Raw genomic sequence first — 26,419 nt, 5'->3', positions numbered from 1 at the left:
TATGGCCACTAAAAACGAAGAATTTTTTCATGATAAATGGCTTGGTCATGTGCAGACTGAGTCAGACGGTCTTGTAGTTGCAAAGCCGGTATTGCTGGCAGCGGGCTGCGCGCAAAACCAACCGCCTGAAGTTCAAGAAAAGTTACGTGAGCTTTGCCCTCTAGGCCCTGAAGGTGCGCCTCGCCGTATCGCGGACTTGATGCCATTTTTACAACAGCTATTGGACTTCGATCCAGAGCTATTTGAAAGTGCTGCCCAAATACCCGATGAAGTTTCTCTCTATGCACCGGAAGGGCCGCAGACAATTCGCCCAACATTTGGACTTTTACATCAAGGAGAGCTTAAGGCTCGTGAAGGGGCGGGGAGCCCAGCATCAAATGCCGCTGAAAAGTATGTGGCATTGATTTGGGATGTTACCGATCTTGAGGGTGAAACTAACAATGATGCGCTAGGTTTAGGGCTCGATAAGCCCGAAACAGTGACAGGTGATTGGTCCTATCCCGCTGCCGCAAAATTTGATCGCTTGCTGAGGCGCTGCCAAGTGCCGGTGGGGATATTGACCAATCGAGAAGTGATTAGGTTGGTTTATGCACCTCATGGAGAATCCTCGGGGCATATCACCTTTCGTGTTGATGATATGGCAACCGTCGGTGGGCGCCCCATCCTCGATGCCATGATCATGTTGCTCTGTGCCAACCAATGGTTTGGTGTAAGTGATGAGAACTCTCTACCGTCCTTGCTCAGGCGCAGCCGTGAGTATCAGGGTACTGTTACGGAGGATTTGGCCGAACAAGTCTTTAGTGGTTTGGAAGCACTTCTTAAAGGGTTTCAAGCGGCGGCAGAGCGTGACAAAAGCGGGCTTCTACAAGTGGCATTGGAACGTGATGAAGATCACCTTTATCGCGGGTTGCTCACCGTCATGCTGCGATTGGTATTTATCCTATATGCAGAAGATCGCAGTTTATTACCTGTTGAACACCCGCTCTATGCGAAACGCATGAGCTTACTTGGTCTGTATGAAAAACTGCAACGTGACAACGGCAATTTCCCCGACTCTATGAGTAACCGGTTCGGCGCGTGGGGACACATTATTTCCCTGTGTCGCGCTATTTATCTGGGCGTTGATCACGGCGATTTTCATATACCTTCTCGCCAAGGTGATCTATTTGATCCGCATATTTACAGCTTTCTTGAAGGATGGGCGGGGGAAAATGCGCCCATCGTTACCCCGCATGATCGTTCAGATGTCCGGGTGCCGACCGTCGATGATGGTACGATCTTTGTTTTACTTCGCAGTCTATTGATATTTCAAGGTCAGCGTCTTAACTATCGAACTTTGGATGTAGAGCAGATCGGTAGCGTTTACGAAGCCTTAATGGGTTATCAAGTTTTCCAGTGTGTATCACCTGCAGTAGCCATCAAAATAAGCAACAAAAAGGGTGCTCCGAAATACTGGTTGGAGCCCTCTGCCGTGTTGGCGCACAAAGCTGCTCAACGAGTGAAATGGCTACAAGATGAGTGTGGATTCGATAAGTCCGTTGCTGAAAAAATAAAAATAGCACTCGACAAATTTGAAAAAAACAGCGCCGAATATAAAAATATTGTTATTGATGTGCTCTTGCCGCTGGCCGCGGGAAAGAAAGTACTTTCATTTGAACAACAGGTAAGGGCTGGTCAATACGTTCTCCAGCCCGGTGCAGAACGACGAAACTCTGGCTCTCACTATACACCGCGCTCATTAACAGAACCCATAGTTCGTAAGATGCTGGAACCATTAATCCGTTGCTTGGGGGCGTTTCCTACAGCTGACCAACTCCTTGAACTCAAACTCTGTGATCCTGCAATGGGTTCAGGCGCATTTCTTGTAGAGTGTTGTCGTCAGTTGGCGGATGAAGTCGTGGCAGCTTGGGGGCGCACAGGTGAAGTGGAGGTTATTTCCGTTAACTGTCCTGGTGGTGACGTTGTTGCTTACGCCCGTCGCTTAGTTGCTCAGCGCTGTCTTTACGGGGTTGATAAAAATTTAATGGCGGTTCAGCTTGCTAAACTGTCATTATGGCTTTTTACATTAGCCCGCGAACTGCCGTTTACATTCCTAGATCACTGCTTGCGTTGTGGGGACTCGCTAGTTGGTCTAAGTTTTGAACAGATCAAAGCTTTTCATTGGAAGCCGGGAAAACAGCTGAGTTTTTTGGAAGAAGAGATTAATCGTGTACTAGATGAAGTAGTCTCTATTCGTAAAGAGATTTTTCAATTCGCAACAAATTTTTCCCCAGAAGCTCAAAAGTTAAAATCACAATTGCTTTTTAATGCGAATGACGGCACAGAAAAAATCAGAAAAATTGCAGATGTATGTATTGGGGCTTTTTTTTCCAATACAAAGGACAAAGCAAGGTTGTCTGAGCGGCAACTGAGAGAAAACGTCGTGAGGGCTTGGCTTGCTGGAGACGCTGAGGCGAATAATTTAATGGAAACCTGGAGTAAGGAAATCCAGGAACTACATCGTCCATTCCACTGGTGGTTAGAGTTTCCTGAAATATTTTACGAGGAGAGACCTGATCCATTAAACAGTGGTGAGGTTACAGGGGCAGCCTACATGGATGGCTTTGTAGGTAACCCTCCTTTTGCTGGCACCTCAGCCCTATCTGAGGCTAATGGACCAGCATATTTCAAATGGCTTGTAGCAACAACTCCAGGTGACACAGGAAATAGAGGTAAGTGTGATTTGTGCGCATTCTTTTTGAGGCGAGCTTGTCTGCTTCTAGGTAAGCATGGTGCTCTAGGCATTGTTGCGACAAACACTATTGCACAAGGGGATACCCGGTCGATCGGCTTGAAGCATCTACTACAAAATGGGTTTGTAATTCACGATACGAATCCCAGTATGCCGTGGCCCGGTCAGGCAGCCGTGACTGTTTCCACCTTGGGGTTAGTAAAAGGAATTGTTACATCTACCGCGACAGTGAGGTTTAAGTCACGTATTGTTGAAACTATCAATTCCAGACTGCGGCCTAAGCCTGAGCGCCCGGATCCCTTGCCTCTAAGAATAAATATCGGAAGAGCATTTCAAGGGTCAAAAGTATACGGTTCTGGTTTTGAGTTGACGCCGGCAGAACGAAATGATTTAGTGACTCTTAACAGTTCTAATGATGAGAAAATATTTCCATATTTAGGCGGAGATGAGGTAAATACATCTCCGACACATATGTTTGATCGTTATGTTATTGATTTTGGTGATGTTGATCTGGATCATGCAGAGCTGTGGCCTGATTTAATGCGTATCGTTCGAGAGAGGGTTAAGCCAGATCGAGATGGTCTGAAAGAAAACTCCTCAACAATAAAAAGTATTAAACGATACTGGTGGAGGCATGCTTTTCCTCGGGTTGAATCTTATCGAAGAACTCGAGAGATGAGCCGGTGTCTTGTAAACTCTATCCACTCAAAGTTTCTGGTTTTCACGTTTCAACCTGTGGATCGTGTTTTTACACATGGTCTTTGCGTTTTTCCAATTGATTCATTTACATCGTTTGGGGTTTTGCAGTCTCGAATCCATGGGGCTTGGGCGTGGTTACTCTCTTCGACAATGAAGAGCGATCTTCGTTACTCAACTAGTGATTGCTTTGATACGTTTCCATTTCCGCTAGTGAATCCGAATGTTGTTATATCTGGAGTTGAGTTAGCGGGCAGGGATTTATACGAGGCGCGTGCCATATTTATGAATGAAGTTGGTGAGGGACTAACTAAAACATATAATGCACTAACAAACGTTGAGTGCGATGATGAACATATTATAAAGCTTCGTGTTCTGCACGAAGAAATGGATCGTAGGGTACTTGAAGCTTACGGCTGGGGAGATATTCACGTGCCGCCCTATTGTCCAATGAGTGCGATGGAGGAGTTGATGGTAGAAGAATTCAATGACGAAATCATTGATAGACTTTATGTTTTGAACGAAAACCGAGCTGCAGAAGAAAAGCTACAAGAGCTGAATAATAAAACGCTAAAAAACAGCACCGTAAAAAAGCATTCGTCAAAAAAAATACAAACTAATACCAATCCAAATCGTGGTCTTTTTGATGTAAGTGATGATGTGCTTTGAACTTATTTTATCAAAGCGTCGACATAATAATTAGTGACCTATTGCGGAAGGGAAACCATGAGTAGCACAACCATTACATTTAATCCTCCAGCTAAGCGGTTAGTGCGTGATCAGATGGTAGATGCACTGCGTCGTGAACTCATGGGCCCTTGGCACCCAGAAGATGATACTGACCCTAGCGAAGAGTTTCCAACCGCACGCTACATTGTGGGTCGCCTAGCGCCGCAAGACTCAGAAATTGACGCTCTAGATAATGACTCTCTCCCCAGCGGTGATGATGGCGAGACAGATGAAGCCAGTTTCGAGCCACCTCAGGTGCTAGGTTTTATGCCTTCTTCGATGGGCTTATCCTTCGTAATTAATGATACCTGTGACAAAGTGGATATTCATGTTGAATGGGGCCAATACCTCCGCGCTGAAGAAGCACCTGAGCGTTCTGAAGATGGAAGCGAAGAAGGTAGTAGTGAGTGGAACGCTTCACAACGTTCAAAATTTATTTGGCGTCGTGAGCAAAGAACCGGTGTGGTTAGAGGGCTCAATGTTTCAAAGACAGGGGCTGTCAACGTAGTTAAATTGCACCCAAAATATGCTCCAGTAGGAGTTACTATTGAAGGACTTGAGGAGTCTGAAGTATCCATTCAAGGTGTCGTTTATAAAATTCACGGCCAGCGTGCGGTAAGCCTTTTTCTCGTCAATCAGCGCCTGAAAGGTGGCCCTCGTGATGCCGAGAAGGACAAACAATTCCTGATGCAAGCAAAGATGGAAGTTAAGGCTAGCGATGGCAGTGCTGCGTTTCTAGCAAAAGATGATATTCAGCTAGAGCATGATGGCTCGGAAGACCCAGAAGCACAGGTCAATAATTTGCTCTACCGTCACTCTCGTGAGTTTGCCACTGGGCATGGAGTAGCGGCTGAATGGAAAGGCCTTACAGCCGATGGCAAGGCTGTATCTAGCATTCAAACTGAGTTTATTCCGACATTTGAAATTCCAAAGGTAATTGCCGCTGACGATATTGCTGGCGGAGCCACGCTGGATATGATGGCGCTAGCCAAAATAAATGATCCTCAAGCACTCATTGATGCAATTGAACCACTCGTTCAACACTACGAAGTTTGGATTGAAGCTCGCCTAATAGAGGCAGAAGAGCCTACCATTAAAAATCACAACCTGCATTGTGAAGCGGCTGCGTCCCAATTGGATAATTGTAAGAAAGCTGCTGCCCGTATGCGAAAAGGCCTGGAGTTGTTAAAGAGTAATCCCAAGGCGCGTAACGCATTTGGCTTAGCGAATGAAGCCATGGCAGATCAGCGTGTTCACTCAATTTGGGCGAAACACAATCAAACCAGTGAACAACGAACAGATATCGCCAGTATTTGGATAGATAAAAGCCCTAAATGGCGACCTTTTCAGTTAGGTTTCTTCTTACTAAATCTGGTCGGGGTTGCAGATGATGAAAGTGAGGATAGAGCCTTAGTCGATTTGCTCTGGTTCCCAACGGGGGGTGGTAAAACAGAAGCTTACTTAGGGCTTGCTGCCTTCACGATTTTTTATCGAAGACTTGTGGGAGATCGCGATGGGATGGAGGCGGGTGCCGGCGTGTCGGTCATTATGCGTTACACATTGCGGCTACTAACGGTACAGCAGTTTCAACGTGCGGCGGCTTTGATTTGTGCCTGCGAGGTAATCAGGCAGCGCGAAAAAACATTAGGTAAAGAACCCTATCGAATTGGTCTTTGGGTAGGCGATAAGACCGCCCCCAACCGTTTTGCTGACGCAAAAAAAGCGATAGAAGATCTCAAGTCGAAGGGATATGCAAGTGGCGGTAGCCCGGTTCAATTATTGAATTGCCCGCGCTGTGGTGAATCCTTAGCCAGCGATCGCGGTGTTCCTCACGGTCAGGCGTATACGATAGATGTAGCGGCACAACGGACTCGTGTTTTTTGTCCCAACTTCCGCTGTGAAATGTCTCAAAAGAATTCTAGTGGCGAAGGTGTTCCTGTCGTAGTCGTCGATGAGGAAATTTACAGAACTTGCCCGTCCATTGTCATCGCTACTGTCGATAAATTTGCTCGTATGCCATTTGAAGGGCGCACGCAAGCGTTCTTCGGTATCCGTGATCGTTACAGCCCAACGCTAGGCCATATTACTCCTGCTGATGGCTCAAAGCCTGGTGGTAAACTTTGCCCTGACGCCAAGAAGGCTAAGCGATTGTTGCCACCTGAACTTATTATTCAGGATGAATTACATTTAATTTCGGGGCCGCTTGGCACTATGGTGGGGTTATATGAAACCGCCGTGGATTTTTTAAGTCGCCTACAAAAGGAATCGGGCGTTACCGTGCGCTCAAAAGTACTCGCATCTACGGCGACTATTCGACGAGCTGCTCAGCAGGTGCGGCAACTTTATGATCGTGATCTTCAAGTATTTCCGCCCAGCGGTCTTAGTTCCAAAGATTCCTTTTTTGCACGCGAGATTGTCACTCATGATGAAAATGGGATGGCAATTGACTCAGCAGCTGGCCGTCTTTATGTTGGCGTTAATGCCAACGGTTCGAGTTCAAAAACGCTTCTTGTAAGGGTCTATGCTGCCTTGCTACATCAAGGTCTTGACTATTTGGTCGATCCAGTAATAGCAACCTCTGGTGATCCATACGGTACTTTGGTCGGATACTTCAACAGCATGCGCGCCTTAGGTGGTGCGAAACGCCTGGTGGAAGATGACGTTACTCTTCGGCGTCTGTTTTATCTCGCCCAGCGAGATAAGTTTGCGTTGAAAAGAGCACGTCGAAATCAACGCTATATCTCTGAACCAAAAGAACTCACGAGCCGATTGGCATCATGGGAAATACCTCCTTTGCTTAAGCGAATGGATGTAACTTTTCCTCGACCAACAAAAGGGGAGAAAAAGGTCTATCCTGTTGATGTGCTTCTAGCTACCAATATGATATCCGTTGGTGTTGATATCGATAGGTTGGGTTTAATGGTATGTACCGGGCAACCTAAAACGACTGCTGAGTACATTCAGGCCACTAGCCGTGTGGGGCGTCAACATCCAGGTCTCGTTGTCACCATGTACAACTGGGTTTCGCCACGGGATACTTCACATTACGAACGATTTAAAAGTTACCACGCTGCACTTTACCGTTACGTAGAGCCTATTAGCGTTACACCTTTCTCCTCTCGAGCTCTGGATCGTGGATTACACGGGGTATTTGGTGCGACCCAGCGACTCGGACAAACTCAAGCTTCGGAGGAGTTTGCTGCAAATCAGTTTGAGCCAACGTCCTTTTGGGCCAAAACAATGATTGAGGGAATTGCTAAGCGAGCAACCGAGCTCACATCGTTCTCTGCGCAAGGTGATCATGTCAAGAGAGTCTTGAATGAACAGAGCGATACTTGGAGTCAACTTAAAAACGCATCGGTTTCTTACTCAAAGAAAAAGGCGACTGCGGGTAACGACAAGGAGGTAGCGCATCACCGCCTCTTTCGAAATTTAGGAGATACAAGAGGAGGGAAGTGGGCGGCACCAAATTCACTCCGAGATGTGGAACCCACAGCAACTTTCTTTTTGGCCGATGATGAAGAGTCACTATCATGAGTAATAAACCCGTTGGTGATGTTCGGCCGAGTCAAATCATTACAACATTCGGCCCAGGTGCAATTGTAGATCTCCAAACCTTGTCTGTAGTTGTGGCAGGCGTTGACGAATGGCGCAAAAGTGATGAGCAACGCATTCAAGAGCCTCGACTTGAGCGCAACTTGCGTGTGAAATGTTTTTATTCTGCGCCTCCGGCAGAAGGCGACTTCCATAATCGGACTGGAACAATCCCATCCTATTTGTTTCCCCGCTATCAGGTTTGTTCAAATGCGCAGTGCGGCACTCTCTCCGAACCGTCAGAGCAAAACTTTAAACGGCATGAAAAGAGGCCTGTTTTTTTATGTCAGCTTTGTGGTGGAAAAACTCCTGTTAATCCTGCGCCGTTTATTGTGGCGTGCCCTAGTGGACACATGGATGATTTCCCGTGGCGTACTTTTGCGCACCGCGGACCGACAGCGTGTAAGCAGCCAATGCAGTTAATGTCTTTGGGTAAAACGGGTACTGTTCGAGATTTAGAAGTTAAGTGTAAGTGTGGCGACAAACGAAGTGTTGGAGACGCCTTCGGTGAAAAGAAACACAAAGTTGTAGGCGTGTGCAGTAGGAAGCGGCCTTGGCTCGGTCCGACCAATTTAGATAGCCAGTGTAGTCATGCCGATCAGTGTGAAACACTTCAGCGCGGAGCAACAAATTCGTGGTTCCCCGTCGTGAAAAGCGCATTATCCATTAAAGATGCGGCTACCCCAGTCGGTAAAATCATGACGAAAGCAGATCCAGATATTATTTCTGAGATCTACAACGCTGATAATTTGAATGCCTACTGGAAATTACTTGTCAAAAAGTTACCTGAACTCGAAAGCTACGCAAACGAGCGCCCAGCGATTCTGGAATATATTTTAAAGAGTCGCGGCGAAATTAAAGCAGATGACACTGACTTGCTCTTGCCGGAATGGGAGGCTTTGCGGGATCCCGACGGATACAGCCAGGGAGAACGTTCGGATTTTTTCTCCCAAAAAGCTGAAGTACCGGAAAAACTCAGCGATGTTATCAAGTCTGTAATTCAAGTTAGAAAACTTCTTGAGGTGCGAGCGCTAACGGGCTTCACCCGTATCGAATCAAAGGGCGGTCCCTTTGCTGGCGCAGGCGAGGACGTTGATATTGCACCAATTTCAAGGGACCAAAATTTAGAATGGTTACCCGCTGTCGAAGTTAGAGGCGAAGGGTTATTTTTCGAATTTAACGGTGAGGCCCTTAATGATTGGTCAAAAGATACTGAGGTGAAAAATCGCGTAAAAAAAATGATTGCAGCGCAACAAAAAAATGCAGGTGATGAGTCAGGACCAGCTACCGAGCAAGAAATTCGCGAAAAATCTCGTTTTATTGTCCTTCATTCCTTTGCTCATACAGTCATGCGGGCCTTAGCACTCGATTGTGGATATTCCGGAGCCTCTATTCGTGAACGTATTTATTCATCTGTTGAGGCAGGACGAGAAATGAGCGGCGTGCTTTTGTACACGGCAAGTCCTGATTCTGAAGGAAGCCTTGGTGGTTTAATCGACCTTGGAACGAAAGAACGTCTCGGTAGCCTTTTACAAGATGCACTTCGCGATGTGACTCGCTGCTCTTCTGATCCTCTCTGTGCGAGTCATGAGCCAAATAAGCATCGCAGCACAAATGGAGCAGCGTGTCACGCATGTGTCCTTGTTCCTGAAACAAGCTGCGAGGCCTATAATTCGTGGTTAGACCGATCACTTTTAGTTCCTACAGTCGCCAACCAGGACGTATCCTTCTTCACGCCAAAGCATCTTGGATGGATATGACGTTGACGGATATGAGTGCCTTCTCAGCAGCTTGCTCTAACCTTGTTGGGCAAGTAGCAGCTAACCAATCATTGGCAGACTCAATTGTCGCAGCTCTCGAATCCGGACGACTGACGGCAGCGAGCGGTCCAGTTGGCATTAGCAAGGTGTTAAAAGGTGCACCTGGAAGTCACAATCTCACAGAGTTCATCAAAACTTGGCGTTCGAGTGCGTCACACCTAAATACCTCAGACGTGACCGCTATAATAAAATCCTCTCTAGATTGTTACAGTCTCGCTCGAACTCGAGCTCATACAGTTGACACGGTTTGGACAGGACCTGAAGTTGCAAAGTCAGAACTTCGTAGGACAGAGGCGGTTGTGAGAGAGATTATCGACAATGCGGGAAATGAGTTGTTGATTGTTGGTTATTGGTTGGTGGTAAGTACAGAACAGATTAAAGCTCTAATTAAACTTCTAGTTAAAAAAGCTCGTGCTGGCGTCCATATTCGTTTTGTTTTTGATCCAGGTGACAAACCAGGAGGCCGAGACAATTTTTCGGCGCTTAACAGCTTCTGGCCGGTTAACCTTGCAGAAGCTCCGCGTGAGGTCTATAGCTGGAGCGAACACATGACAAAAACAACAAGCAAGAGTGGGCAGCAATATGATCGAAAACTCCATGCAAAGGTAATAATTGCGGACCGTAATGATGCCCTTGTTACATCGGCTAACCTAACCCACGCAGGCTTTCTCGAAAACCTCGAAATGGGACTTCGAATACAAGGTCTTATGGCTGGTGCACTAGTACGACATTTTGATTTATTAATTGAGAGGGGGTCTTGGAAAGGCGCGCATGACCTATCAGAAAAAACATGTATCTGCATATATAATGCGTACAGCCATGTATATACGGTATAGATGAAAAATATAGCGTAACCGCTCCATAGACCCCCAGCACGTAATCCCTAATGCTGTGCTCCCGAATTATTTCCGGAGCCAGCACTTCATGATGCGTCCCCACGCTAAAGTCAAAAAACTCTAGAGATATACCCAAAATATTTAGACTTCCAAAAATGCATCGACGGCCTTGCGGCTCTGGTCAAGCTGGGTATCTAGGTCGTGGTGCTTGCCACAGTGCGTTTGTGTTCCTCAGCAAGCCTCGAAATCGGGTGAAGATTTTCTATTGGGAACGCAATGGCTTTTACGTTTGGCTAAAGCATCTGGAATCTCAACGCTTCAGAACATGGTCGGATTGTTTGGATGAAGCCATCGAGCTGGCAATTCAGGCACTCAACAGTGTACCGGACGGTATTGATTTGTGGCGCAACCGTCCGCATCAAATTTTGACGCCTCGATTCGTCGCCTGGTTCGGTATAGTGGAAAGTATGAATTTCATGCCTCAAGACCTTCCTGACGACCCAGTTTTGTTCAAGCAACTGAATCGCGGCTAGCTTTCCAGACGGTATGACAGGCATCTTTGAGTCGCTCCTTGCCGGTCGCCCATTTTGTGTAATCAATGGGAATGCACTTTACCTGAGGTCCGCTATGAACGTTGATCTTTGCGTAGCTCTTCGAACTGCCATGACTTGCCTAAGCGAGTAGTGAGTAAATGCACGGTCAACACATAGTAATAGCGCGTCGACTTCGCGCACTGGCTCATGTGCTGATTCAGAAACCAAGCGAGATGTTTTCGCTGCCAGGTCCATGGACTGTCGCGTTGCCAGCGATCAGCTATTGCTGTTTGGATAGCCTTCGCCTGACGAAGGTGGCGTTGGCGTGTGGCATGCGACCCAGTCAGGACGCCCCCCAGGAACAGCTCCATATCGAATGGCTTGCTCATGCTCGCCCTCCAATGTAAGCCGATACAACGTCTATACGGCCGTGTCCCAGTTCATAGCTGATTTGCACTCGGGCCTCCCGATCGAGGCGTCGGTCGAGTTGGTAGCAGCCGCCACCGTTGATGGGCGCGGGGTACTGGGTGATTTGTTCATAGCGTTCGCACGCATAGGCCGCGCGTAAGTCGTGGAAGCCTTTGAGTTCGTGCGTATGGAGGATGTCTCGAGCGTGACGTACAGTGCCCTGTATGAAGTCCAGGTAGCTTTCGTGCGGGGCTAATAGATTGCGGCTACCGTCAGGCGAGAAATGATGGGCGAATGCCAGTGCGTCGCGGATGTGATCGTTCACCATGATCCAGCGAGGTGCAGGCGCGCCTGAGCGGCCACCCTTGGTACCCTCCTGGATATTAATTCTGCCGAATTGCTCGGCTTCATATTGTAGGCGCGAAAGGTCGGCCAAGATGGCCTCGCGTAAGCGCATGCCAATAGTTCGCGCCAACTGCGCGATGGCAGCTGCGCGAGACAGCTGATGTTCGCGGAGCGTCTGAATGGTGCGCATCACTTGTTCGCGATCTTGGCCGTGGGGAACTGTCGTACGAACGGACGTGCGCCGCATTCCCAACGCCTTGCTCGGACTCGCGACCTTCACATACTGATCACCGCGAAGCGCAGACATGGTCCGGTTCAAGCTGGACAGTCGGTTTTGCGCAGTGGCGATGGTGATTTCACCTTTTTTAACTTGCTGGCGCAGATGTTCCGCATAGTCCAACAAGGTCTTCCGATCAATCTGCCGCGCCTCGCTAACCCCCGGCCCATCCTCCGAGCGACACCAGCGCACAAACGCCTGCCACCGATCACTGTGCGCCTTGACCGTGCCGTAATGCCCGCCGCCAAACAGGTCCCGCAATGCATGCGCCCCGGCATAGCTCAGTTGCCGACGTAGCCAAAATTGCGTCCATCTCGCCTGCCCACCAGTGCCATGATCAAACTCCTCCCGAAGCCAAATCTTTCAAACTTTCCCCACGTCATCCCGCCACGAATGTTGAGTGTTATCAGGGATCAAGGCCCCTGCGACCTGTGAGGGTTGTCCACTAACGCGGGACTGGCGGCTCCTTACGACCGGGAGCTTGGGCATCTCATGATCTGGCCTCCTGAACACTTCCGAAGACGTGGGCGGGTGGAGGCTGCGCTGGCTGACGAGACCAATGCCGCGAGATCCTGAGTCGGGTGAAGGCAGTGATGCGATGACCGGGGCATGCCTGATTGTCAGTCAGGTGCAGTCCATTCCTTGGGCTGCGGCACCATCATCTGCATCGCTGCTGCTGGTGACTTCGGTGTTTGTCACGCCGATTGTCACGAGGGGAAATGCCGCAAAGCCTTGTACGAGTTGGGCTGCAGCAGCGGTAGGAGCGCCCGTCTCTTTCCGGAAGAAAGAGACGGGCGCAGGTTGGCGCAATGAAATGGCCAAACGGATAAGTTGCTGCAGGGGAGGAATGTAGAGGTATGAGTTGCCGCAGTGGGCACTCTGGTAGAAGTAGGCATCCATCACATCGCTGTGACCGTGCGAGCCGCCGGACGCTAATCGCACTTTGGGAGAACCACCACGATGTGGCGTAGCCTCAAAGGTTCTGGCTACCTGGGTGCTGTCGAGGACAGCGCTTGTAAGGCTCTGGTATAACGCGCGCGCTACTCGTGATCAACAGTGTTTTTTGGGTAACTATTGCGCCAATTGATAGTCCTGGAAGATCTTGGACGTCGGTGGCATGACATGGCCGGGTGGTCGTTCGTCGGTTTTTAATGTCAGCCCATGCGGGTGGGAATGCGGAGCCTTCCCGCCTGCATGGGCTTAGCCGTAAAAGTCCCAAGAGCGAGGCTTGCAACGGCGACAGTGTCCTCTGTTGCCGTCCTGCATGCCACGGATTACGAGGGGCGCCGCGGGTGTCGCCGCTGTCGCCAACAGAACTGTCACAGCATCTGGGACGTCAATTGTGGCTATCCGACTGGTCCCGGACGATCTTGCGCTTGAGGTTAACCAGCATGTAATCGACAAGGGCGTGAACCACGCGCACCTCCACCATCTTGCAGTACCTATCGAAGGTGCTGCTCGCGATGTGCATGCGCTTTGCCTGCAGCCACCTGCGAGGAATTTCTCGCATTGATGGAGGTGCTCTCCGCGCGCCAGGAGCGCATGTTCGGTCGATATCTTCAGTAGTCGTTCCGACTGACGTATGATGCCGCTTTGCCACCAACAATTGGCTGGTGCGGGCTAGGGCGTTTCATGTCTACTCTGCTGGGTAGGCGCGAACGACCGGCGGCACCAGTTTCATAAGGATGTGAGTTCGGATGTACATTTCCAAAAACTACGGGTTTTCATTTTCGGCGCAGAAAAGCGATATCGAACTCAATTCTTTCTTGTCGTCTCTTGTTGGAGTTAATGTTGAATTCTCTATTAAATCGGGTAATATTCGCAGAATAATATTGGATAGTGATGATAAGTTTTTCTATGGTGTTGTGATTACCATTAAGAATCAAAAGCGGTTTGCATCGCTAGTGAGTGATAAGGGAGAAATGAAAGTCAAGATCTCCGAACTCGCTGATTTGGAAAAAATTGCTGAGTTTAACTTTCTTGTCGTCAATAAGCTCAACGGGTTTGGGCTTTATCAATATCATTACGGTGCCTGCACCTTGCCTAATTTTGCGTCGATGATTACATCGCTGTACAGGCGGAAGCTCGAGCAAAAAAGGAAGGTTGAATTAGATGTGCTGGCCGAAGATGCTCCACAGAAGCAAATTAAAGCGATAAATAGTAGATTTTTTCATGGTTTGGCTTTTGAGATGTTAGTGCAGTCGCGCGATATTGAAAAGGTTTTGGCTAAATATAAAGAAATACGCTCTTTTAAGTATGAAATTGCTTCTGTTGAGGCGTATCTTAGTGATGACTCCCCATTGCATGGGTTAGTAGCTAAAGCAAGGCATGATGTTCGCTTTGATAGCTCGGTGGATTCAAGCCTTATCATCAAAGGCATTCAGAACATGATGTCGACAGTTAAGGAAAAAACTGCGAGGATTGAGGTGCTCGACGACCAAGACGAGCCGGTATCCGTGAAGATTATGGACGTCCCTGTGAATTATGGGGAAATGGCCTACGACGATTTCATTCTCGGATTGATGACATTTGATCCAAAAGAGCTTAGGGGATGCAGTCTGGTTAAAGCACTTAAGGATAAATGCGAAACGGAGTATGCCCATGTTTTCTCAAAAAAAGTCGTCGAATAACCTGAAAGAGCGATGGGTTGTCCCGGTTGCAGTAGTAATTTCTGCGGCCCTCTATATCGCCATTGTATCTGTCGCCTCTAGCCCTGCCAGCGTATTAGGGTTTATATGGCTTGAACCAGGCACTACTGCAAAGATATTTGAGTTTTACTCTAAAAATCTTCGTGGAAGCTTATTCACCGGGTTTTTAGCGTTGGGTGGATTTTTGATGTCGGCTAAAACGTTTATTATTGTTAATATGAAGAAGGAGGTTTATGATTCGGATAGCTATGAAGAAAATTGGTTGGATGGCCTTAAGTTAAATGGTGCAGAGTATTATTCGTCGCTTTACTATCCGCTGCGTAGGTTGAGTAATATTATTTTTTATACAATCTCATCAAGTTTTATAGCGTCAATTTCACAATTGACCGTCGGTTTATTTGAGGCGGTTTCAGCTGTTATGCTATGCCTTTTTACCGTAGTGGTAGCTGTTTGCTTTTTGATGCTGTCTCTCTATCTGATCAAAAAAAATCTAGCCACCATGTTCGATCATCTCGATAAGTCGAGTATCGAAAAGATGGAGGCTGACCGGAATGGTACGAGTAAGTAATACTAGGCTTTCCACTCTGCTTATAGAGTTAAATCTTCTGCGACTTCGATGTATTTAATTTCCTTCACTTCGTGACCTTCCTAGTACTGCAGGGGCGGCTACCTGCGCCATTCGGTGAGTGCTCAGCGTATCGGAACAACGTTGCGATTCTTGGTTTGATTGATCGCAGATGCCGACAGGCTGCCTGTGGCCGCTGTCTGGATGTGCTCACTCCACCAAGCCATCATCGGCCTCCTGCGTTCGATGTAGTCCGCCCGATTGTAGGCACTTCGAACTTCGTCCTTGTCGACATGCGCCAGCGCGACCTCGATCAGTTCCGGATCCCAGCCATGCTCATTCAGGATGGTGCTCGCCATCGAGCGCAAGCCGTGGCTGACTAGACGGTCCTGAAAGCCCATGCGCTTCAACGCCATGTTGGCAGTCTGGCTATTGGCATGGGTGCGGGGGTTTCTATCTGAGGGGAACACGTACTCTCTGTTACCGCTGAGTTGCTTGAGCGTCTCCAGTAACGAAAGTGCCTGATCGGTAAGGGGGATTGTGTGCGGCCGACGCTTTTTCATGCGCTCTGGCGGAATGGTCCAAATGCGCTTGTCGAAGTCGATACCTGCCCATCGTGTGGTGGCTGCTTCGGCGGGGCGGGTCATCGTGTGCAACTGCCATTCGATCAGGCAGCGGGTCGTGCGCTTGATGCTGGCGTTCGCGATTTCCATCATGAGCTCGGGAAGCTCCTCAGGTGGTAGCGCAGCCATGTTCTCTTTCTTGGGTTTCTTGAACACCGCCCGAATTCCATTGAGGGGGTTCGCAAATATCAGCCCGGAGTTGACCCCGTAGGTCATGATCTCGTTGAGGCGTTGGCTCAATCGTTTCACGGTTTCGAGGCTCCCTTTGGCCTCGATTGGGCGAAGGATTTTGATAACCAACGGAGCAGTGATTTGAGAGAGCGGCGTTGTTTTCATGCTTGGGAAAACATGGAGCGTCAGCGATCTCCAAATGTCTTCGGCGTAGGCTTTGGTTACGGAGTCTTTCTTCAGTTCGAACCAGGCAGTGGCCACCTTCTCGAAAGTGTGTTCAGTCTCAGCAAGTTTGGCTTGCCTTACCTCATCACGCTGGGTTTTGGGATCAGTGCCCAAAGCGAGCAACTCACGCGCCTCTGCGGCTTTCTTCCGGGCGTTGGCTAGCGAGAGGTCGGGGTATGGACCAAGCGCCATGTTGATACGGCTTCTGGTCAACGGCTCGCGGTAATTGAAATTCCACATCATTGAGCCGCTCGCGCGTACTCGAAGCTGTAAGCCATCGCCGTCGCTGAGGACGAAGTCTTTACCAGTTGCCTTGACTGCCTTGAGCTGGCGATCGGAGAGGCGGGTTGCGTTAGTAGGCATGAGGGCTACCTCCAGCACCGTTTTGGTATCCTGAAAATAGCATTTGGCAGTCCGGGATACCACCTGGGATACCAAAGCGCCTGGAACTCAGAAACCCTGCAAAGCCTCCATAAGCGCTGAAACCCCTGTATTCACTGGATTTTAGGCACAAAAAAAGACGTCCGTGGACGTCTTTAGATGATGAAGTGGTGGAGCCGGGGGGATTTGAACCCCCGTCCGCCAGTACTCCGCTGTCGGTACTACATGCGTAGCCGTGTCTATTAAGTTAACCCTCAGCGACCCGACGGGCAGGGTGCTTTGGGCGAGTTGTGTAAGTTTTAGCCGCTTCGTCCACAACGTACTGCACGGCGATTCTGTTCTATATGACAATCACTTTGGGTTTACAGACATCCCCTGATGATTGCTGGACCCGAAGGTACCAGGAGGGAAGGGCTAAGGCTGCTTACGCAGCGAGAGCGTATTCCCCGTAGGTTTCGTCATTGGCAACTATAGGAAGTTGCAACAGTGGATTTACGAGTTCTGTTACCAACTCGGCATGCACCTAAAGTTTCGCAACCGGCGTCGAATCCTAAACGGCCCCGAACCTGCTGTGTGTAACCAGCAGGTGAACACAGTGTACGCCAATGCGTGGAGCGAGTCGACCTTCTGTCCACGCTTGCGTATCAGAGGCGGATTACTGGCTGTTCTTGTGGCTTTGGACGGACTGCAGCGCTTGCTGCGTCAGGGCTACGCATTCCCGGTCGTTTTTCGCGTCATAGGCGGATTTGGCTTGCTGGAGTTTGCTCGTGGCGTCGCTTTGTGTGGCGGCATCGAGCTTGGTCGCATTGGCCAGTTCGCTGGTGAGTGTTTGAAGATTCCTTGCGCACATATCGCTCTCGTTTGAGGCAAAGGCGTGGGAGGTTGTCAGTGTCGCGCAGATAAGCAGTCCGGCCAGGGCGGATCGCTTCATGGGGTTTCTCCTTGAACAGCGTCGGGAAGCAAGGGGCTTGGGCTTAACAGATAGACTGTGGCGGCGCACAAGGGTTCTTGTGGTGTAGGAAAAATAGCGTTGTATTTCGTCGGCAGGAGAGTACAGCAAAGGGGCTGAGCGCCCCTTGCTGGATAGCGTCGATTTCAGAGCGTTTTGGCTTGGGTCACCCGGTCTACCAGGTAAACCAGCCCGTGGTAGTCGATCCCGCCATGCTGGCTCAGGCCGATTTCACAGGTACGACTGGTGGAGATGCCTTCGCTGCAATGCTGCACGGCGTCTTTCAATGTGCGCAGTGAGTGAGCGTTCAGCTCGGGCGTGGTGAAGCCCTTGTCGCCGGCAAACCCGCAGCAGTGAATGCCTTCCGGAATCACCACGTTCTTACTGCAACGTCGCGCCAGATCGATCAACGCCTGGCTCTCGCCGAGGTGCTGAGTGCTGCAGGTCACGTGCACCGCAATCGGCGCTTCCTGGGGCGTGAAGTCCAGTCGGTCGATCAAATGCGTGCGAATGAAGCGCACCGGGTCGTACAGGTCCAGGCGCACATCGCCGAGGTCTTGCACCAGGCGCAAGGTGCAGGGGCTGGTGTCGCAATAGATCGGGTCGAGCCCGCCGCGGCTGGCGTGCAGCAGCGCGCCGATAAGTTCCTGGCGTTTGTGCTCGGCTTGTTCGGCATAACCCTTGGAGGCGAATGGCTGGCCGCAGCAGAGGTTGTCCTGATTGTCCGGCGAAACTACCTGGTAGCCAGCTTTTTCCAGCAGGCCACGGGTTTTGTCGTAGAGCGACATTTGCTCATTGTCTCCCGCCGCCGGCCCCATCACCCGAGACACGCACGCCGCCAGATAGACCACGCGCGGACGCTCGTCGGTCACTGTCGGGCTGAAGCGAATCGCTCGTTCAGGTTGCGGCATGGCGTTGGTCCACTGCGGGATTTGCCCTTTCGACAGCTTGGTCAGCGCAGCAGAAATCTTCGTCAGCCGCGGCGCACCCAGCAGCATCCGCGCACCGTTGGCCACGTGCAGCGTGAAGCGCGCACCTTGCAGCGCGGTGGCGAAATTTCCTTCGAGCCAGTTGGCGGTTTTCGTCCGGGTTGCCGTGTGGCTACGGAGTTTTTTCACCAGTTCGCCGGTGTTGATTCCGACCGGGCAGCGTTGTGCACAGAGGCCGGTGGCGGCGCAGGTGTCGAGGCCTTGATATTGATAAGCCTCTTCCAGCGCCGAGGTGTCGACGCCAGAGCGTTTTTTCGCCTGAATGTCACGCCAGATCACGATGCGCTGGCGCGGGCTCAAGGTCAGGCCTTTTGACGGGCAGACCGGTTCGCAGAAGCCGCATTCGGTGCATTTATCCACAATCTCGTCGGCGGCCGGCAGCGGTTTCAGGTGCTTGAGGTGGATCTGCGGATCTTCGCTGAGCACCACGTCCGGGTTAAGAATCCCGTTCGGGTCGAGCAGGCGCTTGAGCTGCCACATCAACTGATAGGCATCGCTACCCCATTCCAGTTCGACGAAGGGCGCCATGTTGCGTCCGGTGCCGTGTTCGGCTTTCAGCGAGCCGCCAAACTCGACGGCGACCAATTGCGCCACGTCGTCCATGAACGCCTGGTAGCGTGCGACTTCTTCCGGGCTGTTGAAGCCTTGGGTGAAGACGAAGTGCAGATTGCCTTCCAGCGCATGGCCGAAAAGGATTGCTTCGTCGTAGTGATGTTTGTCGAACAGCTCGATCAAACGGTTCACACCAGCCGCCAGTTGCTCCACCGGGAAGGTTACGTCTTCGATGATCACCGTGGTGCCGGTTTTGCGCACCGCACCGACAGCGGGGAAGGTGTCTTTGCGGATCGCCCACAGCTTGGCGTTTTCTGCCGGGTCTTGCGTGAAGTCGACCTGTTTCTCCACCGGGAACGCGGCCAGTGAATTCATGATCTGCGCCAGCTGTTCGTGCAACAACGCAGTTGATGCAGCGCGGGATTCGATCAGCAAGGCGCAGGCGTTGGCCGACAGTTGCTGGACGAAGGCCGGCATTCCGGGTTTGTCCTGCACCGAGCGCAGGCTGCGACGGTCGAGCAATTCCACGGCCGAGACCGGTTGGGTTTTCAGCACCGTCACGGCGTTGCAGCAGGTTTCGACATCCGGAAAGACGATCAGCGCCGAGGCTTTGTTCGGATGTTCGATCACCGTGTCGTAGGTCACTGCGCTGATAAACCCCAGCGTGCCTTCGGAGCCCACCAGCAAGTGGCTCAAGATATCCACAGGTTCGTCGAAATCCACCAAGGCATTGAGCGACAGGCCGGTGGTATTTTTCAGACGGTATTTGTGGCGAATCCTTGCGGCCAATTCGCTATTGGCGCGGGTCTCGCGGCCGAGTGTCGCCAGGCGTTCCAGCAGTTCAGCATGACTGCTGCGAAATGCCGCGACACTGGTGGCGTCCTCGGTGTCGAGCCGGCTGCCATCGGCCAGTACCAGGCGAATACCGGCCAGCGTGTGGTAGGTATTTTGCGCGGTACCGCAGCACATGCCGCTTGCGTTGTTGGCGACGATGCCGCCGATTTTACAGGCATTGATTGATGCCGGGTCTGGGCCGATCTTGCGGCCAAACGGAGCCAGCCAAGTATTCGCCTGTGCGCCGATCACGCCCGGTTGCAGACGGATTTGTGTGCCCTGACTGCGGATCTCGCGACCGTTCCAGTTGTCGCCAAGGACGATCAGCACCGAGTCGCTGATGGCCTGGCCAGAGAGGCTGGTGCCAGCGGCGCGGAAGGTCACCGGCACCCGGTCACGCTGGGCCAGTTTGAGCAGTGCAACCACTTCATCTTCAGACTCGACACGAATCACCAGCTTCGGGATCAGCCGATAGAAACTCGCGTCGGTGCCGAAGGCCAGGGTCGAGAGCGGGTCGTCGAAACGCCGGTCCTCTGGAATCAGTCGCTGCGCATCACGCAGGAAAGCCGCCGGTAGACTCATTGGTCCTCCAGGATCAGCACCACCAGGTCTTTCGGGCCGTGGGCGCCGTAAGCCAGGACTTGCTCTATGTCGGCGGTTTTCGACGGGCCGGATACCAGCAAGGCGTTAGTCGGCATGCCTTGGGCCCACTCGTACTCTTGTTGCACCTGATAAAAGTTGTCGCGAATTTCACTGGCCTTGAGCAGGGCGAAATGCACCGGCGGCACCAGGCTCATCAGCCGTGGTTCTTCGCGGGTCGGCCAGATGATCAAGCTGCCGGTGGCGGCGATCGCTCCGAGGGTGGTAGTCAGGCTGGCAGGGGTGTCGTTGAACAGTTCCGCCTTCCACTCTTCCACCGGACGGTCGTAGGCCTTGAGTGTGGGCAGCTCGGGATTGTTCGCCCAGTGCTGCGTGACACGTTGACCGTGCGGTGTAGTCGGTGCGATCAGCAGGCTCGGCAACTGTCGGTCGCGCAGCAATTGCGCGAGCAACTCGGGCCAGCCTTGCTCGCTGGTCAGGTGGATTTCGGTGTGCACCGCTTCCATCAGTTTGCGCAGTTGCGGGATGCGTTGTTCCGGGGTGTAGGTGTAAGGCTCGGTCACCAGTGCTTCGTCGAAGTTGTCAGGCACTGGCGTGGTGCCGGTCAGGCTATTGCGCAGTTTGGCGAGGATGTTTTGCTTGGCGCTCATCAGCGATCTCCCTGTTTGGCCAGATGCTCGCGGGCCATGTCGTGCAGTGAGCGAGCGGCAGGTTTCGGCGCACTGTGGTTTTGTGTCCACGGGCCAATGTTGTTTGGCGTGAGGGCGCGCAGGCGAGTGGCGAAAAAGCCGAACAGCCGATACAGCGTCGGCGAGCTGTTGAGCTTGGCCCAGGCGTTCCAGATGAAGCGCTCTTTGCGCGAGTACTTGCTGCCTTGGCCGCGCATCACTTGATGAGGGCTGTCTGGGGCTTTGACGTTTTCTTCGCGTAGGCGGCGCAGCAGTGCCGGGATCGGAATTTTTACCGGGCAGACTTCACCGCAGGCGCCGCACAGAGACGAGGCACTCGGATGGTCCGGGACTTTCGCCAGGCCAACCAGGTGCGGGGTGATGATCTTGCCGATCGGCCCCGGATAAACTTCGCCATAAGCGTGGCCACCGATGCGTGTGTAGACCGGGCAATGGTTCATGCAGGCGCCGCAGCGAATGCAGTTCAGCGTCTGGCGCAGTTCGCTGTCGGCAAAGGCCTGGCTGCGACCGTTGTCGAGCAAAACCAGGTGCACTTCTTGCGGGCCATCGAGTTCATGTGCCTTGCGCGGGCCGGAGATCATGTTGACGTAAGTGGTGATTGGCTGACCGAGGGCCGAGCGTGTCAGCAAGGAGAGCAGGGGTACAACGTCGCGCAGGTTTTCGACGACTTTCTCGATCCCGGTGACGGCGATGTGTACCGGCGGCACGGTGGTCGACATGCGGCCGTTGCCTTCGTTTTCCACCAGCAGCAGGGTGCCGGTTTCGGCCACGGCGAAGTTGACGCCGGAGACGCCGATGTCCGCTTCGAAGAATTTCTGCCGCAAGACCTTGCGGCCGATCTGAATGAGTTGGTCAACGTCCTTGGTGTATTCCACGCCAAGTTTGTCGTGGAACAAGGACGCGACCTGACCGGCATTCTTGTGGATCGCCGGCATAATAATGTGTGAAGGCTTCTCGTGGTCGAGCTGGACGATGAACTCGCCCATGTCCGACTCAAGGCATTCAACGCCTTGTTCAGCGAGGACATGGTTCATCTCCATCTCTTCGCTGACCATCGATTTGCCCTTGATCACTTGCCGCGCCTCGTGAGCACGGATGATCGACAAGACGATGCCATTGGCCTCGTCCACCGTTTCCGCCCAGTGCACTGTCACACCGTTGCGGGTCAGGTTCTGTTCCAGTTGCTCGAGCAGGTCGGGCAACTTGGATAACGCGCGGGCACGAATAGCATTGCCCAGTGCGCGTAAGTGTTCTCGCTCGAAGGCATCGCTGAAGGACGCTGCCCGCTTTGCCATCAGTGAATCCATTGCACTGCGAAAGTTGTTTCGCAGTTGCTTGTCACCCAACGCCTCGTGAGCCCGGGTGCGAAAATCTTCTTCAACCGCCACCGTTGGAATCAGCGTGGAAGTGCTCATTTTGCACCTCCGGTACGCTGCCAGAGGAAGCTGGCCAGATGTTGGCCGCGTAACGCTTCGTTCTGTTTTTCCAACGAGCCGTTGATGTTCATCAAACAGCCGCAGTCGGCGCTCAGCACCGTGTGTGCGCCGGATTCCTTCAGGGCTTTGGTCTTGTCAGCGACCATTGCACCGGAAATGTCTGGCATTCGGACGCTGAATGTCCCACCAAAGCCACAGCATTCACTTTCGTGATCGTGGTCGACCCGCTTCACGTTGCTCAGCTGCGACAACAACTCGCGACCATGCAAGTGGGTGTTCATCTCCCGCCGTGCCGAGCACGAGGTGTGCAACGCCACTTTGACCGGCTTGCCGCTGTCCTTGAGCTGCACCTTGCAGACGAACAGCAGAAACTCGGCCAGCTCATAAGTCCGTGCTGCAAGGGCCTGGACCTGTTTCAAGGTGTCCGGCTCGTCCTTGAACAAGTCGGCGTAATGTTCACGCAGCATGCCCGCGCAGGAGCCTGAAGGCACCACCACCGGATAATCCCCGGCAAACAGCGCCAGTTGCGAGCGCGCTACGGTCCGGGCCTGTTCGGTGTAACCCGAGGTGTAGGCCGGTTGTCCGCAGCAGCTTTGCCCTTGCGGGTACTCCACGCGAATGCCTTCGCGTTCGAGCAAGTGAATCGCGTCCATCCCGGCGTCGGGATAAAACAGGTCGACCACACACGTGCCGAACAGGTAGACCCGCTGCGGTTTCTCGCTGGGGTACTGGCGCGGTTCAGGCAGTGGCGGGGCGACACGGGTCGCGTTCGGCACAGCGTTGTAAAAAAGCTCGCTCATCAGGCGTGTCTCCGGGTGGGCCCGGTTATCCGTCCGCTGAGGCTGCTGACTATAAAGCGGGAAGCTTTCAGCAGCCTTGCAGACCGGGTGGTGAGTCGCTGACGCCGGAGTTAAAGTCCGGCGTCGGTTCTTTCTGTGTTGCTCGTAGTCTTAGTGCACCAGCATGCCGGTAAACCAGTAGGCTTGGGCCAGTGTGATCAGGCCGACGATAGTGGCAAAGAATAGGCTGTGCTTGAGGGTGAAGCGGAACAGGTCGGATTCCTTGCCCACCAGGCCAGTCGCGGCGCAGGCCACGGCGATCGATTGTGGCGAGATCATCTTGCCGGTCACGCCACCACTGGTGTTCGCTGCCACCAACAGCACGTCGTTGACGCCGATCTGGTGTGCGGTGGTCGCTTGCAACGAGCTGAACAGCGCGTTGGACGAGGTGTCCGAACCGGTCAGGAACACGCCCAGCCAGCCAAGGAATGGCGAGAAGAACGGGAAGGCCGCGCCGGTGGCTGCCAGTACCAGCGCCATGGTCGATGACATGCCCGAATAGTTGGTGACGAAGGCGAAGGCCAGCACCATGCCGATCGACAAAATAGGCCAGCGCAGTTCAAAGAAGGTTTCTTTCAAAGTGGTAAGACCAATTTTGAAGTTGATCTTCAGGATCAGCATCGAGATCAGTGCGGAGAAGAAAATCGCCGTGCCGGTCGCCGAAATCGGATCAAGTTTGAACACTGCAGGAATCGCAGTCGGGGCGGCTACGATCGGGGCCGTCTTGATCACCAGTTGGTCCAGGTGCGGGATGGCGAAGTTGAACACCCAGCTGTACATCGAACCGCCGGCGGCGAACATTGCCTTGAAGGGCTTGAGGGTCCAAATGGTCACCAACGCGGTGAGGATCAGGAACGGCGACCAGGCCTTGAAGATCTCGCCGAAGCTGTACGGCGAAGGCTGGGTCGTACGCGGTTGACCGAAGCCGCCGGCGCTTCTCACGGTTGCGGCACCGACGCTGGCGGTCGCTTCGGCGAACGAGCGCTTGGGCTGCCAGACCTTGAGGAACAGGGTCAGGGAAACCAGGCTGACCAGTGCCGAGGTGATGTCGGGCAGCTCCGGGCCAATGAAGTTCGAGGTGAAGAACTGGGTCACGGCAAAGCTCAAGCCCGCCACCAACGCTGCCGGCCAGGTCTCTTTGACGCCGCGCAGCCCGTCCATCATGAACACCAGCCAGAATGGCACGAACACTGACAGCAGTGGCAGTTGGCGACCCGCCATGGCGCCGATCTTGAACGCGTCGATACCGGTTACTTGCCCGGCCACGATGATCGGAATCCCCAGTGCGCCGAAGGCTACCGGCGCAGTGTTGGCAATCAGGCACAGGCCGGCGGCGTACAACGGGTTGAAGCCCAGTCCTACCAGCAGCGCGGCGGTAATCGCTACCGGCGCGCCGAATCCGGCGGCACCTTCCAGGAACGCGCCGAAGCAAAAGCCGATCAGCAGCACTTGCAGGCGTTGGTCGTCGGTAATCGACAGCACTGAGCTGCGGATCACTTCGAACTGTCCGCTCTTGACCGTCAGTTTATAGAGGAACACCGCGGCCACGATGATCCAGGCAATCGGCCACAGTCCGTAGGCAAATCCATAGCCGGCAGCAGCGAAGGCCATGTCGACGGGCATCTTGAAGGCAAAGATCGCCACCAGAATCGACAGCGCCAGGGTGATGCTCCCGGCGACGTGTCCTTTGAGGCGAAACACGGCCATAGCGAGGAAGAAAAATACGATGGGGATAACGGCCGCGAGTGCGGACAAGCCGAGGCTGCCGAGCGGGCTGTAGAGCTGTTGCCAGGTTTGCATATGGGGTGGCCCCTAATTGTTGTTGGTCAGGCACTGGTCAGCGTTCTTGGTTAATTGGTAATACCAATTTACAATCGCTGTTGGCTAGGGTAAAAGCCTTGGGTGTGGTGTGTCAATTTGCCGCCCTGAAACTTTTGTCGAATGAGCGGTGCAGAGGTCATCTGATCTGTTCGATCAAACGCCGTCTGGTAGGTGCTGGCACGACGCCAATAGGCCAGAATAGAGAGCCCGGCGAGCCGTCGGGATCGTGGAGAATGAGTTATGGGGTTTGATCAGATTCGTCAGCGCCGTTTGTCTGACGATATTGTCGAGCGGCTCGAAGGGATGATCCTGGAGGGCACGCTGAAGTCCGGTGAGCGATTGCCGGCGGAGCGCGCTCTGGCTGAGCAGTTCGGTGTATCGCGCCCTTCATTGCGTGAGGCGATCCAGAAACTGGCGGCCAAGGGGCTGCTGGTCAGTCGCCAGGGCGGCGGCAACTATGTGGTTGAATCACTCGGTTCAACCTTCAGTGATCCGCTGCTGCATCTGCTGGAAAGCAACCCCGAAGCCCAGCGTGATCTGCTGGAGTTTCGCCATACGCTGGAAGCTTCATGCGCTTATTACGCTGCATTGCGCGCGACGGATGTTGATCGTGAGCGACTGACTGCGGCATTCGAAGAGTTGCAGGATTGCTACTCGCGGCATGATCAGGTGAGTCGTGCGGAAGAGGGGGCGGCGGATGCGAACTTTCACCTGGCCATTGCCGAAGCCAGTCACAACGCGGTGCTGTTGCACACTATTCGCGGGCTGTTCGATCTGCTCAAGCGCAACGTGGTGACCAACATCGGTGGCATGTACAAGCAGCGCGTCGAAACCCGCGACATGCTGATCAGTCAGCACCGGGAGTTGTATCAGGCGATTATCGAAGGGCGTGCAGAGCAGGCGCGAGAAATTTCCAGTCGACACATTTTGTATGTGCAGGAAGTGCTCGAAGAAGTGCGTCAGGAAATGCAGCGCATGGCTCGGGCGGAGCGGCGCAAGGGGATGTAGCTGTGTGAGTGGATTTTGTGTGGCGAGGGAGCTTGCTCCCGCTGGGATGCGAAGCGGCCCTCAAGCCAGTCATTACAATCGCGCAGACGGAATATGTTTACCGGTTTACGACTGCTTCGC

General features: G+C 52.7%; 17 protein-coding genes, 1 other RNA gene and 1 pseudogene. 8 read left to right on the top strand and 11 right to left on the bottom strand.

What is annotated here, in order from left to right; translation table 11 throughout:
• Position 1 precedes the first annotated feature (1 nt).
• The 5 genes from AC1RJ3_RS26180 (at position 2) to tnpB (ending at position 10,939) form a co-directional block, all read left to right on the top strand.
• Entirely contained in the window at positions 2 to 4,096 is a 4,095-nt protein-coding gene (locus AC1RJ3_RS26180) for a type IIL restriction-modification enzyme MmeI (protein WP_493081316.1), read from the top strand.
• 57 nt (positions 4,097 to 4,153) lie between these two features.
• Entirely contained in the window at positions 4,154 to 7,693 is a 3,540-nt protein-coding gene (gene drmA / locus AC1RJ3_RS26175; RefSeq protein WP_406597586.1) for a DISARM system helicase DrmA, read from the top strand.
• Positions 7,690 to 9,510 (top strand): DrmB family protein, encoded by a 1,821-nt coding sequence (drmB, locus tag AC1RJ3_RS26170; protein ID WP_493081314.1) that lies wholly within the window; start codon positions 7,690 to 7,692, stop codon positions 9,508 to 9,510. The genes drmA and drmB overlap by 4 nt, the downstream gene beginning before the upstream one ends.
• Complete coding sequence (gene drmC, locus AC1RJ3_RS26165; RefSeq protein WP_493081312.1) at positions 9,501 to 10,406, top strand: DISARM system phospholipase D-like protein DrmC; 906 nt, start codon at positions 9,501 to 9,503, stop codon at positions 10,404 to 10,406. The genes drmB and drmC overlap by 10 nt, the downstream gene beginning before the upstream one ends.
• Before the next feature lie 251 nt (positions 10,407 to 10,657).
• Positions 10,658 to 10,939: an IS66 family insertion sequence element accessory protein TnpB gene (gene tnpB, locus AC1RJ3_RS26160; RefSeq protein WP_493081310.1), complete on the top strand. Its 282-nt coding sequence runs from the start codon at positions 10,658 to 10,660 to the stop codon at positions 10,937 to 10,939.
• A gap of 92 nt (positions 10,940 to 11,031) precedes the next feature.
• Here tnpB and AC1RJ3_RS26155 read toward each other — a convergent pair whose 3' ends face one another.
• The 3 genes and pseudogenes from AC1RJ3_RS26155 to AC1RJ3_RS26145 all read right to left on the bottom strand — a co-directional run bounded on the left by AC1RJ3_RS26155 (position 11,032) and on the right by AC1RJ3_RS26145 (position 12,869).
• Complete coding sequence (locus tag AC1RJ3_RS26155; protein WP_406597582.1) at positions 11,032 to 11,328, bottom strand: hypothetical protein; 297 nt, start codon at positions 11,326 to 11,328, stop codon at positions 11,032 to 11,034.
• Positions 11,325 to 12,304, bottom strand: a pseudogene (locus AC1RJ3_RS26150) (integrase domain-containing protein). Before AC1RJ3_RS26150 ends, AC1RJ3_RS26155 begins: the two are co-directional and overlap by 4 nt.
• A 289-nt stretch (positions 12,305 to 12,593) precedes the next feature.
• On the bottom strand, positions 12,594 to 12,869 hold the full coding sequence (locus AC1RJ3_RS26145; RefSeq protein WP_493081308.1) for a hypothetical protein: 276 nt from the start codon (positions 12,867 to 12,869) through the stop codon (positions 12,594 to 12,596).
• 797 nt (positions 12,870 to 13,666) lie between these two features.
• On the opposite strand from AC1RJ3_RS26145, the gene AC1RJ3_RS26140 reads away from it, so the two are divergent.
• Both AC1RJ3_RS26140 and AC1RJ3_RS26135 read left to right on the top strand, forming a co-directional pair.
• The gene (locus AC1RJ3_RS26140; RefSeq protein ID WP_493081306.1) at positions 13,667 to 14,599 is read left to right on the top strand and encodes a hypothetical protein; all 933 of its coding nucleotides are present in this window, start codon (positions 13,667 to 13,669) and stop codon (positions 14,597 to 14,599) included.
• A complete protein-coding gene (locus tag AC1RJ3_RS26135) occupies positions 14,571 to 15,185 on the top strand; it encodes a hypothetical protein (protein WP_406597579.1) in 615 nt (204 codons plus the stop codon). The genes AC1RJ3_RS26140 and AC1RJ3_RS26135 overlap by 29 nt, the downstream gene beginning before the upstream one ends.
• 122 nt (positions 15,186 to 15,307) lie before the next feature.
• Here AC1RJ3_RS26135 and AC1RJ3_RS26130 read toward each other — a convergent pair whose 3' ends face one another.
• The 8 genes from AC1RJ3_RS26130 to AC1RJ3_RS26095 all read right to left on the bottom strand — a co-directional run bounded on the left by AC1RJ3_RS26130 (position 15,308) and on the right by AC1RJ3_RS26095 (position 25,270).
• The gene (locus tag AC1RJ3_RS26130; RefSeq protein ID WP_493081304.1) at positions 15,308 to 16,564 is read right to left on the bottom strand and encodes an integrase domain-containing protein; all 1,257 of its coding nucleotides are present in this window, start codon (positions 16,562 to 16,564) and stop codon (positions 15,308 to 15,310) included.
• Positions 16,565 to 16,750: 186 nt separating this feature from the next.
• Positions 16,751 to 17,144, bottom strand: a transfer-messenger RNA (tmRNA) gene (gene ssrA, locus AC1RJ3_RS26125).
• 93 nt (positions 17,145 to 17,237) lie between these two features.
• On the bottom strand, positions 17,238 to 17,513 hold the full coding sequence (locus tag AC1RJ3_RS26120; RefSeq protein WP_103318571.1) for a PA2433 domain-containing protein: 276 nt from the start codon (positions 17,511 to 17,513) through the stop codon (positions 17,238 to 17,240).
• Between the two features lie 164 nt (positions 17,514 to 17,677).
• Positions 17,678 to 20,488, bottom strand: a complete 2,811-nt coding sequence (locus tag AC1RJ3_RS26115; RefSeq protein WP_493081302.1) for an FAD-binding and (Fe-S)-binding domain-containing protein — start codon at positions 20,486 to 20,488, stop codon at positions 17,678 to 17,680.
• Positions 20,485 to 21,156, bottom strand: coding sequence for a LutC/YkgG family protein (locus tag AC1RJ3_RS26110; protein WP_347928033.1), 672 nt, complete (start codon positions 21,154 to 21,156; stop codon positions 20,485 to 20,487). Before AC1RJ3_RS26110 ends, AC1RJ3_RS26115 begins: the two co-directional genes overlap by 4 nt.
• Entirely contained in the window at positions 21,156 to 22,610 is a 1,455-nt protein-coding gene (locus AC1RJ3_RS26105; RefSeq protein WP_054594081.1) for a LutB/LldF family L-lactate oxidation iron-sulfur protein, read from the bottom strand. Before AC1RJ3_RS26105 ends, AC1RJ3_RS26110 begins: the two co-directional genes overlap by 1 nt.
• Positions 22,607 to 23,431, bottom strand: coding sequence for a (Fe-S)-binding protein (locus tag AC1RJ3_RS26100; RefSeq protein ID WP_347928032.1), 825 nt, complete (start codon positions 23,429 to 23,431; stop codon positions 22,607 to 22,609). The genes AC1RJ3_RS26105 and AC1RJ3_RS26100 overlap by 4 nt, the downstream gene beginning before the upstream one ends.
• A 150-nt stretch (positions 23,432 to 23,581) precedes the next feature.
• The gene (locus AC1RJ3_RS26095) at positions 23,582 to 25,270 is read right to left on the bottom strand and encodes a lactate permease LctP family transporter (RefSeq protein WP_493081299.1); all 1,689 of its coding nucleotides are present in this window, start codon (positions 25,268 to 25,270) and stop codon (positions 23,582 to 23,584) included.
• Positions 25,271 to 25,531: 261 nt separating this feature from the next.
• On the opposite strand from AC1RJ3_RS26095, the gene AC1RJ3_RS26090 reads away from it, so the two are divergent.
• The gene (locus AC1RJ3_RS26090) at positions 25,532 to 26,299 is read left to right on the top strand and encodes an FCD domain-containing protein (protein ID WP_103318583.1); all 768 of its coding nucleotides are present in this window, start codon (positions 25,532 to 25,534) and stop codon (positions 26,297 to 26,299) included.
• Positions 26,300 to 26,419 lie beyond the last annotated feature (120 nt).

It is taken from the genome of Pseudomonas sp. GW822-FHT04C11 (assembly GCF_058800905.1).
Note: the sequence above shows the minus strand (reverse complement) of the source record. Positions and strands in the feature narration are given on the sequence as shown.

Excerpts from the sequence above, each read along its gene's own strand:
- AC1RJ3_RS26180 (WP_493081316.1), top strand. The coding sequence starts at position 2 with ATGGCCACTAAAAACGAAGAATTTTTTCATGATAAATGGCTTGGTCAT.
- drmA (WP_406597586.1), top strand. The coding sequence starts at position 4,154 with ATGAGTAGCACAACCATTACATTTAATCCTCCAGCTAAGCGGTTAGTG.
- drmB (WP_493081314.1), top strand. The coding sequence starts at position 7,690 with ATGAGTAATAAACCCGTTGGTGATGTTCGGCCGAGTCAAATCATTACA.
- drmC (WP_493081312.1), top strand. The coding sequence starts at position 9,501 with ATGGATATGACGTTGACGGATATGAGTGCCTTCTCAGCAGCTTGCTCT.
- AC1RJ3_RS26155 (WP_406597582.1), bottom strand. The coding sequence starts at position 11,328 with ATGAGCAAGCCATTCGATATGGAGCTGTTCCTGGGGGGCGTCCTGACT.
- AC1RJ3_RS26145 (WP_493081308.1), bottom strand. The coding sequence starts at position 12,869 with ATGGATGCCTACTTCTACCAGAGTGCCCACTGCGGCAACTCATACCTC.
- AC1RJ3_RS26140 (WP_493081306.1), top strand. The coding sequence starts at position 13,667 with ATGTACATTTCCAAAAACTACGGGTTTTCATTTTCGGCGCAGAAAAGC.
- AC1RJ3_RS26135 (WP_406597579.1), top strand. The coding sequence starts at position 14,571 with ATGTTTTCTCAAAAAAAGTCGTCGAATAACCTGAAAGAGCGATGGGTT.
- AC1RJ3_RS26130 (WP_493081304.1), bottom strand. The coding sequence starts at position 16,564 with ATGCCTACTAACGCAACCCGCCTCTCCGATCGCCAGCTCAAGGCAGTC.
- AC1RJ3_RS26120 (WP_103318571.1), bottom strand. The coding sequence starts at position 17,513 with ATGAAGCGATCCGCCCTGGCCGGACTGCTTATCTGCGCGACACTGACA.
- AC1RJ3_RS26115 (WP_493081302.1), bottom strand. The coding sequence starts at position 20,488 with ATGAGTCTACCGGCGGCTTTCCTGCGTGATGCGCAGCGACTGATTCCA.
- AC1RJ3_RS26110 (WP_347928033.1), bottom strand. The coding sequence starts at position 21,156 with ATGAGCGCCAAGCAAAACATCCTCGCCAAACTGCGCAATAGCCTGACC.
- AC1RJ3_RS26105 (WP_054594081.1), bottom strand. The coding sequence starts at position 22,610 with ATGAGCACTTCCACGCTGATTCCAACGGTGGCGGTTGAAGAAGATTTT.
- AC1RJ3_RS26100 (WP_347928032.1), bottom strand. The coding sequence starts at position 23,431 with ATGAGCGAGCTTTTTTACAACGCTGTGCCGAACGCGACCCGTGTCGCC.
- AC1RJ3_RS26095 (WP_493081299.1), bottom strand. The coding sequence starts at position 25,270 with ATGCAAACCTGGCAACAGCTCTACAGCCCGCTCGGCAGCCTCGGCTTG.
- AC1RJ3_RS26090 (WP_103318583.1), top strand. The coding sequence starts at position 25,532 with ATGGGGTTTGATCAGATTCGTCAGCGCCGTTTGTCTGACGATATTGTC.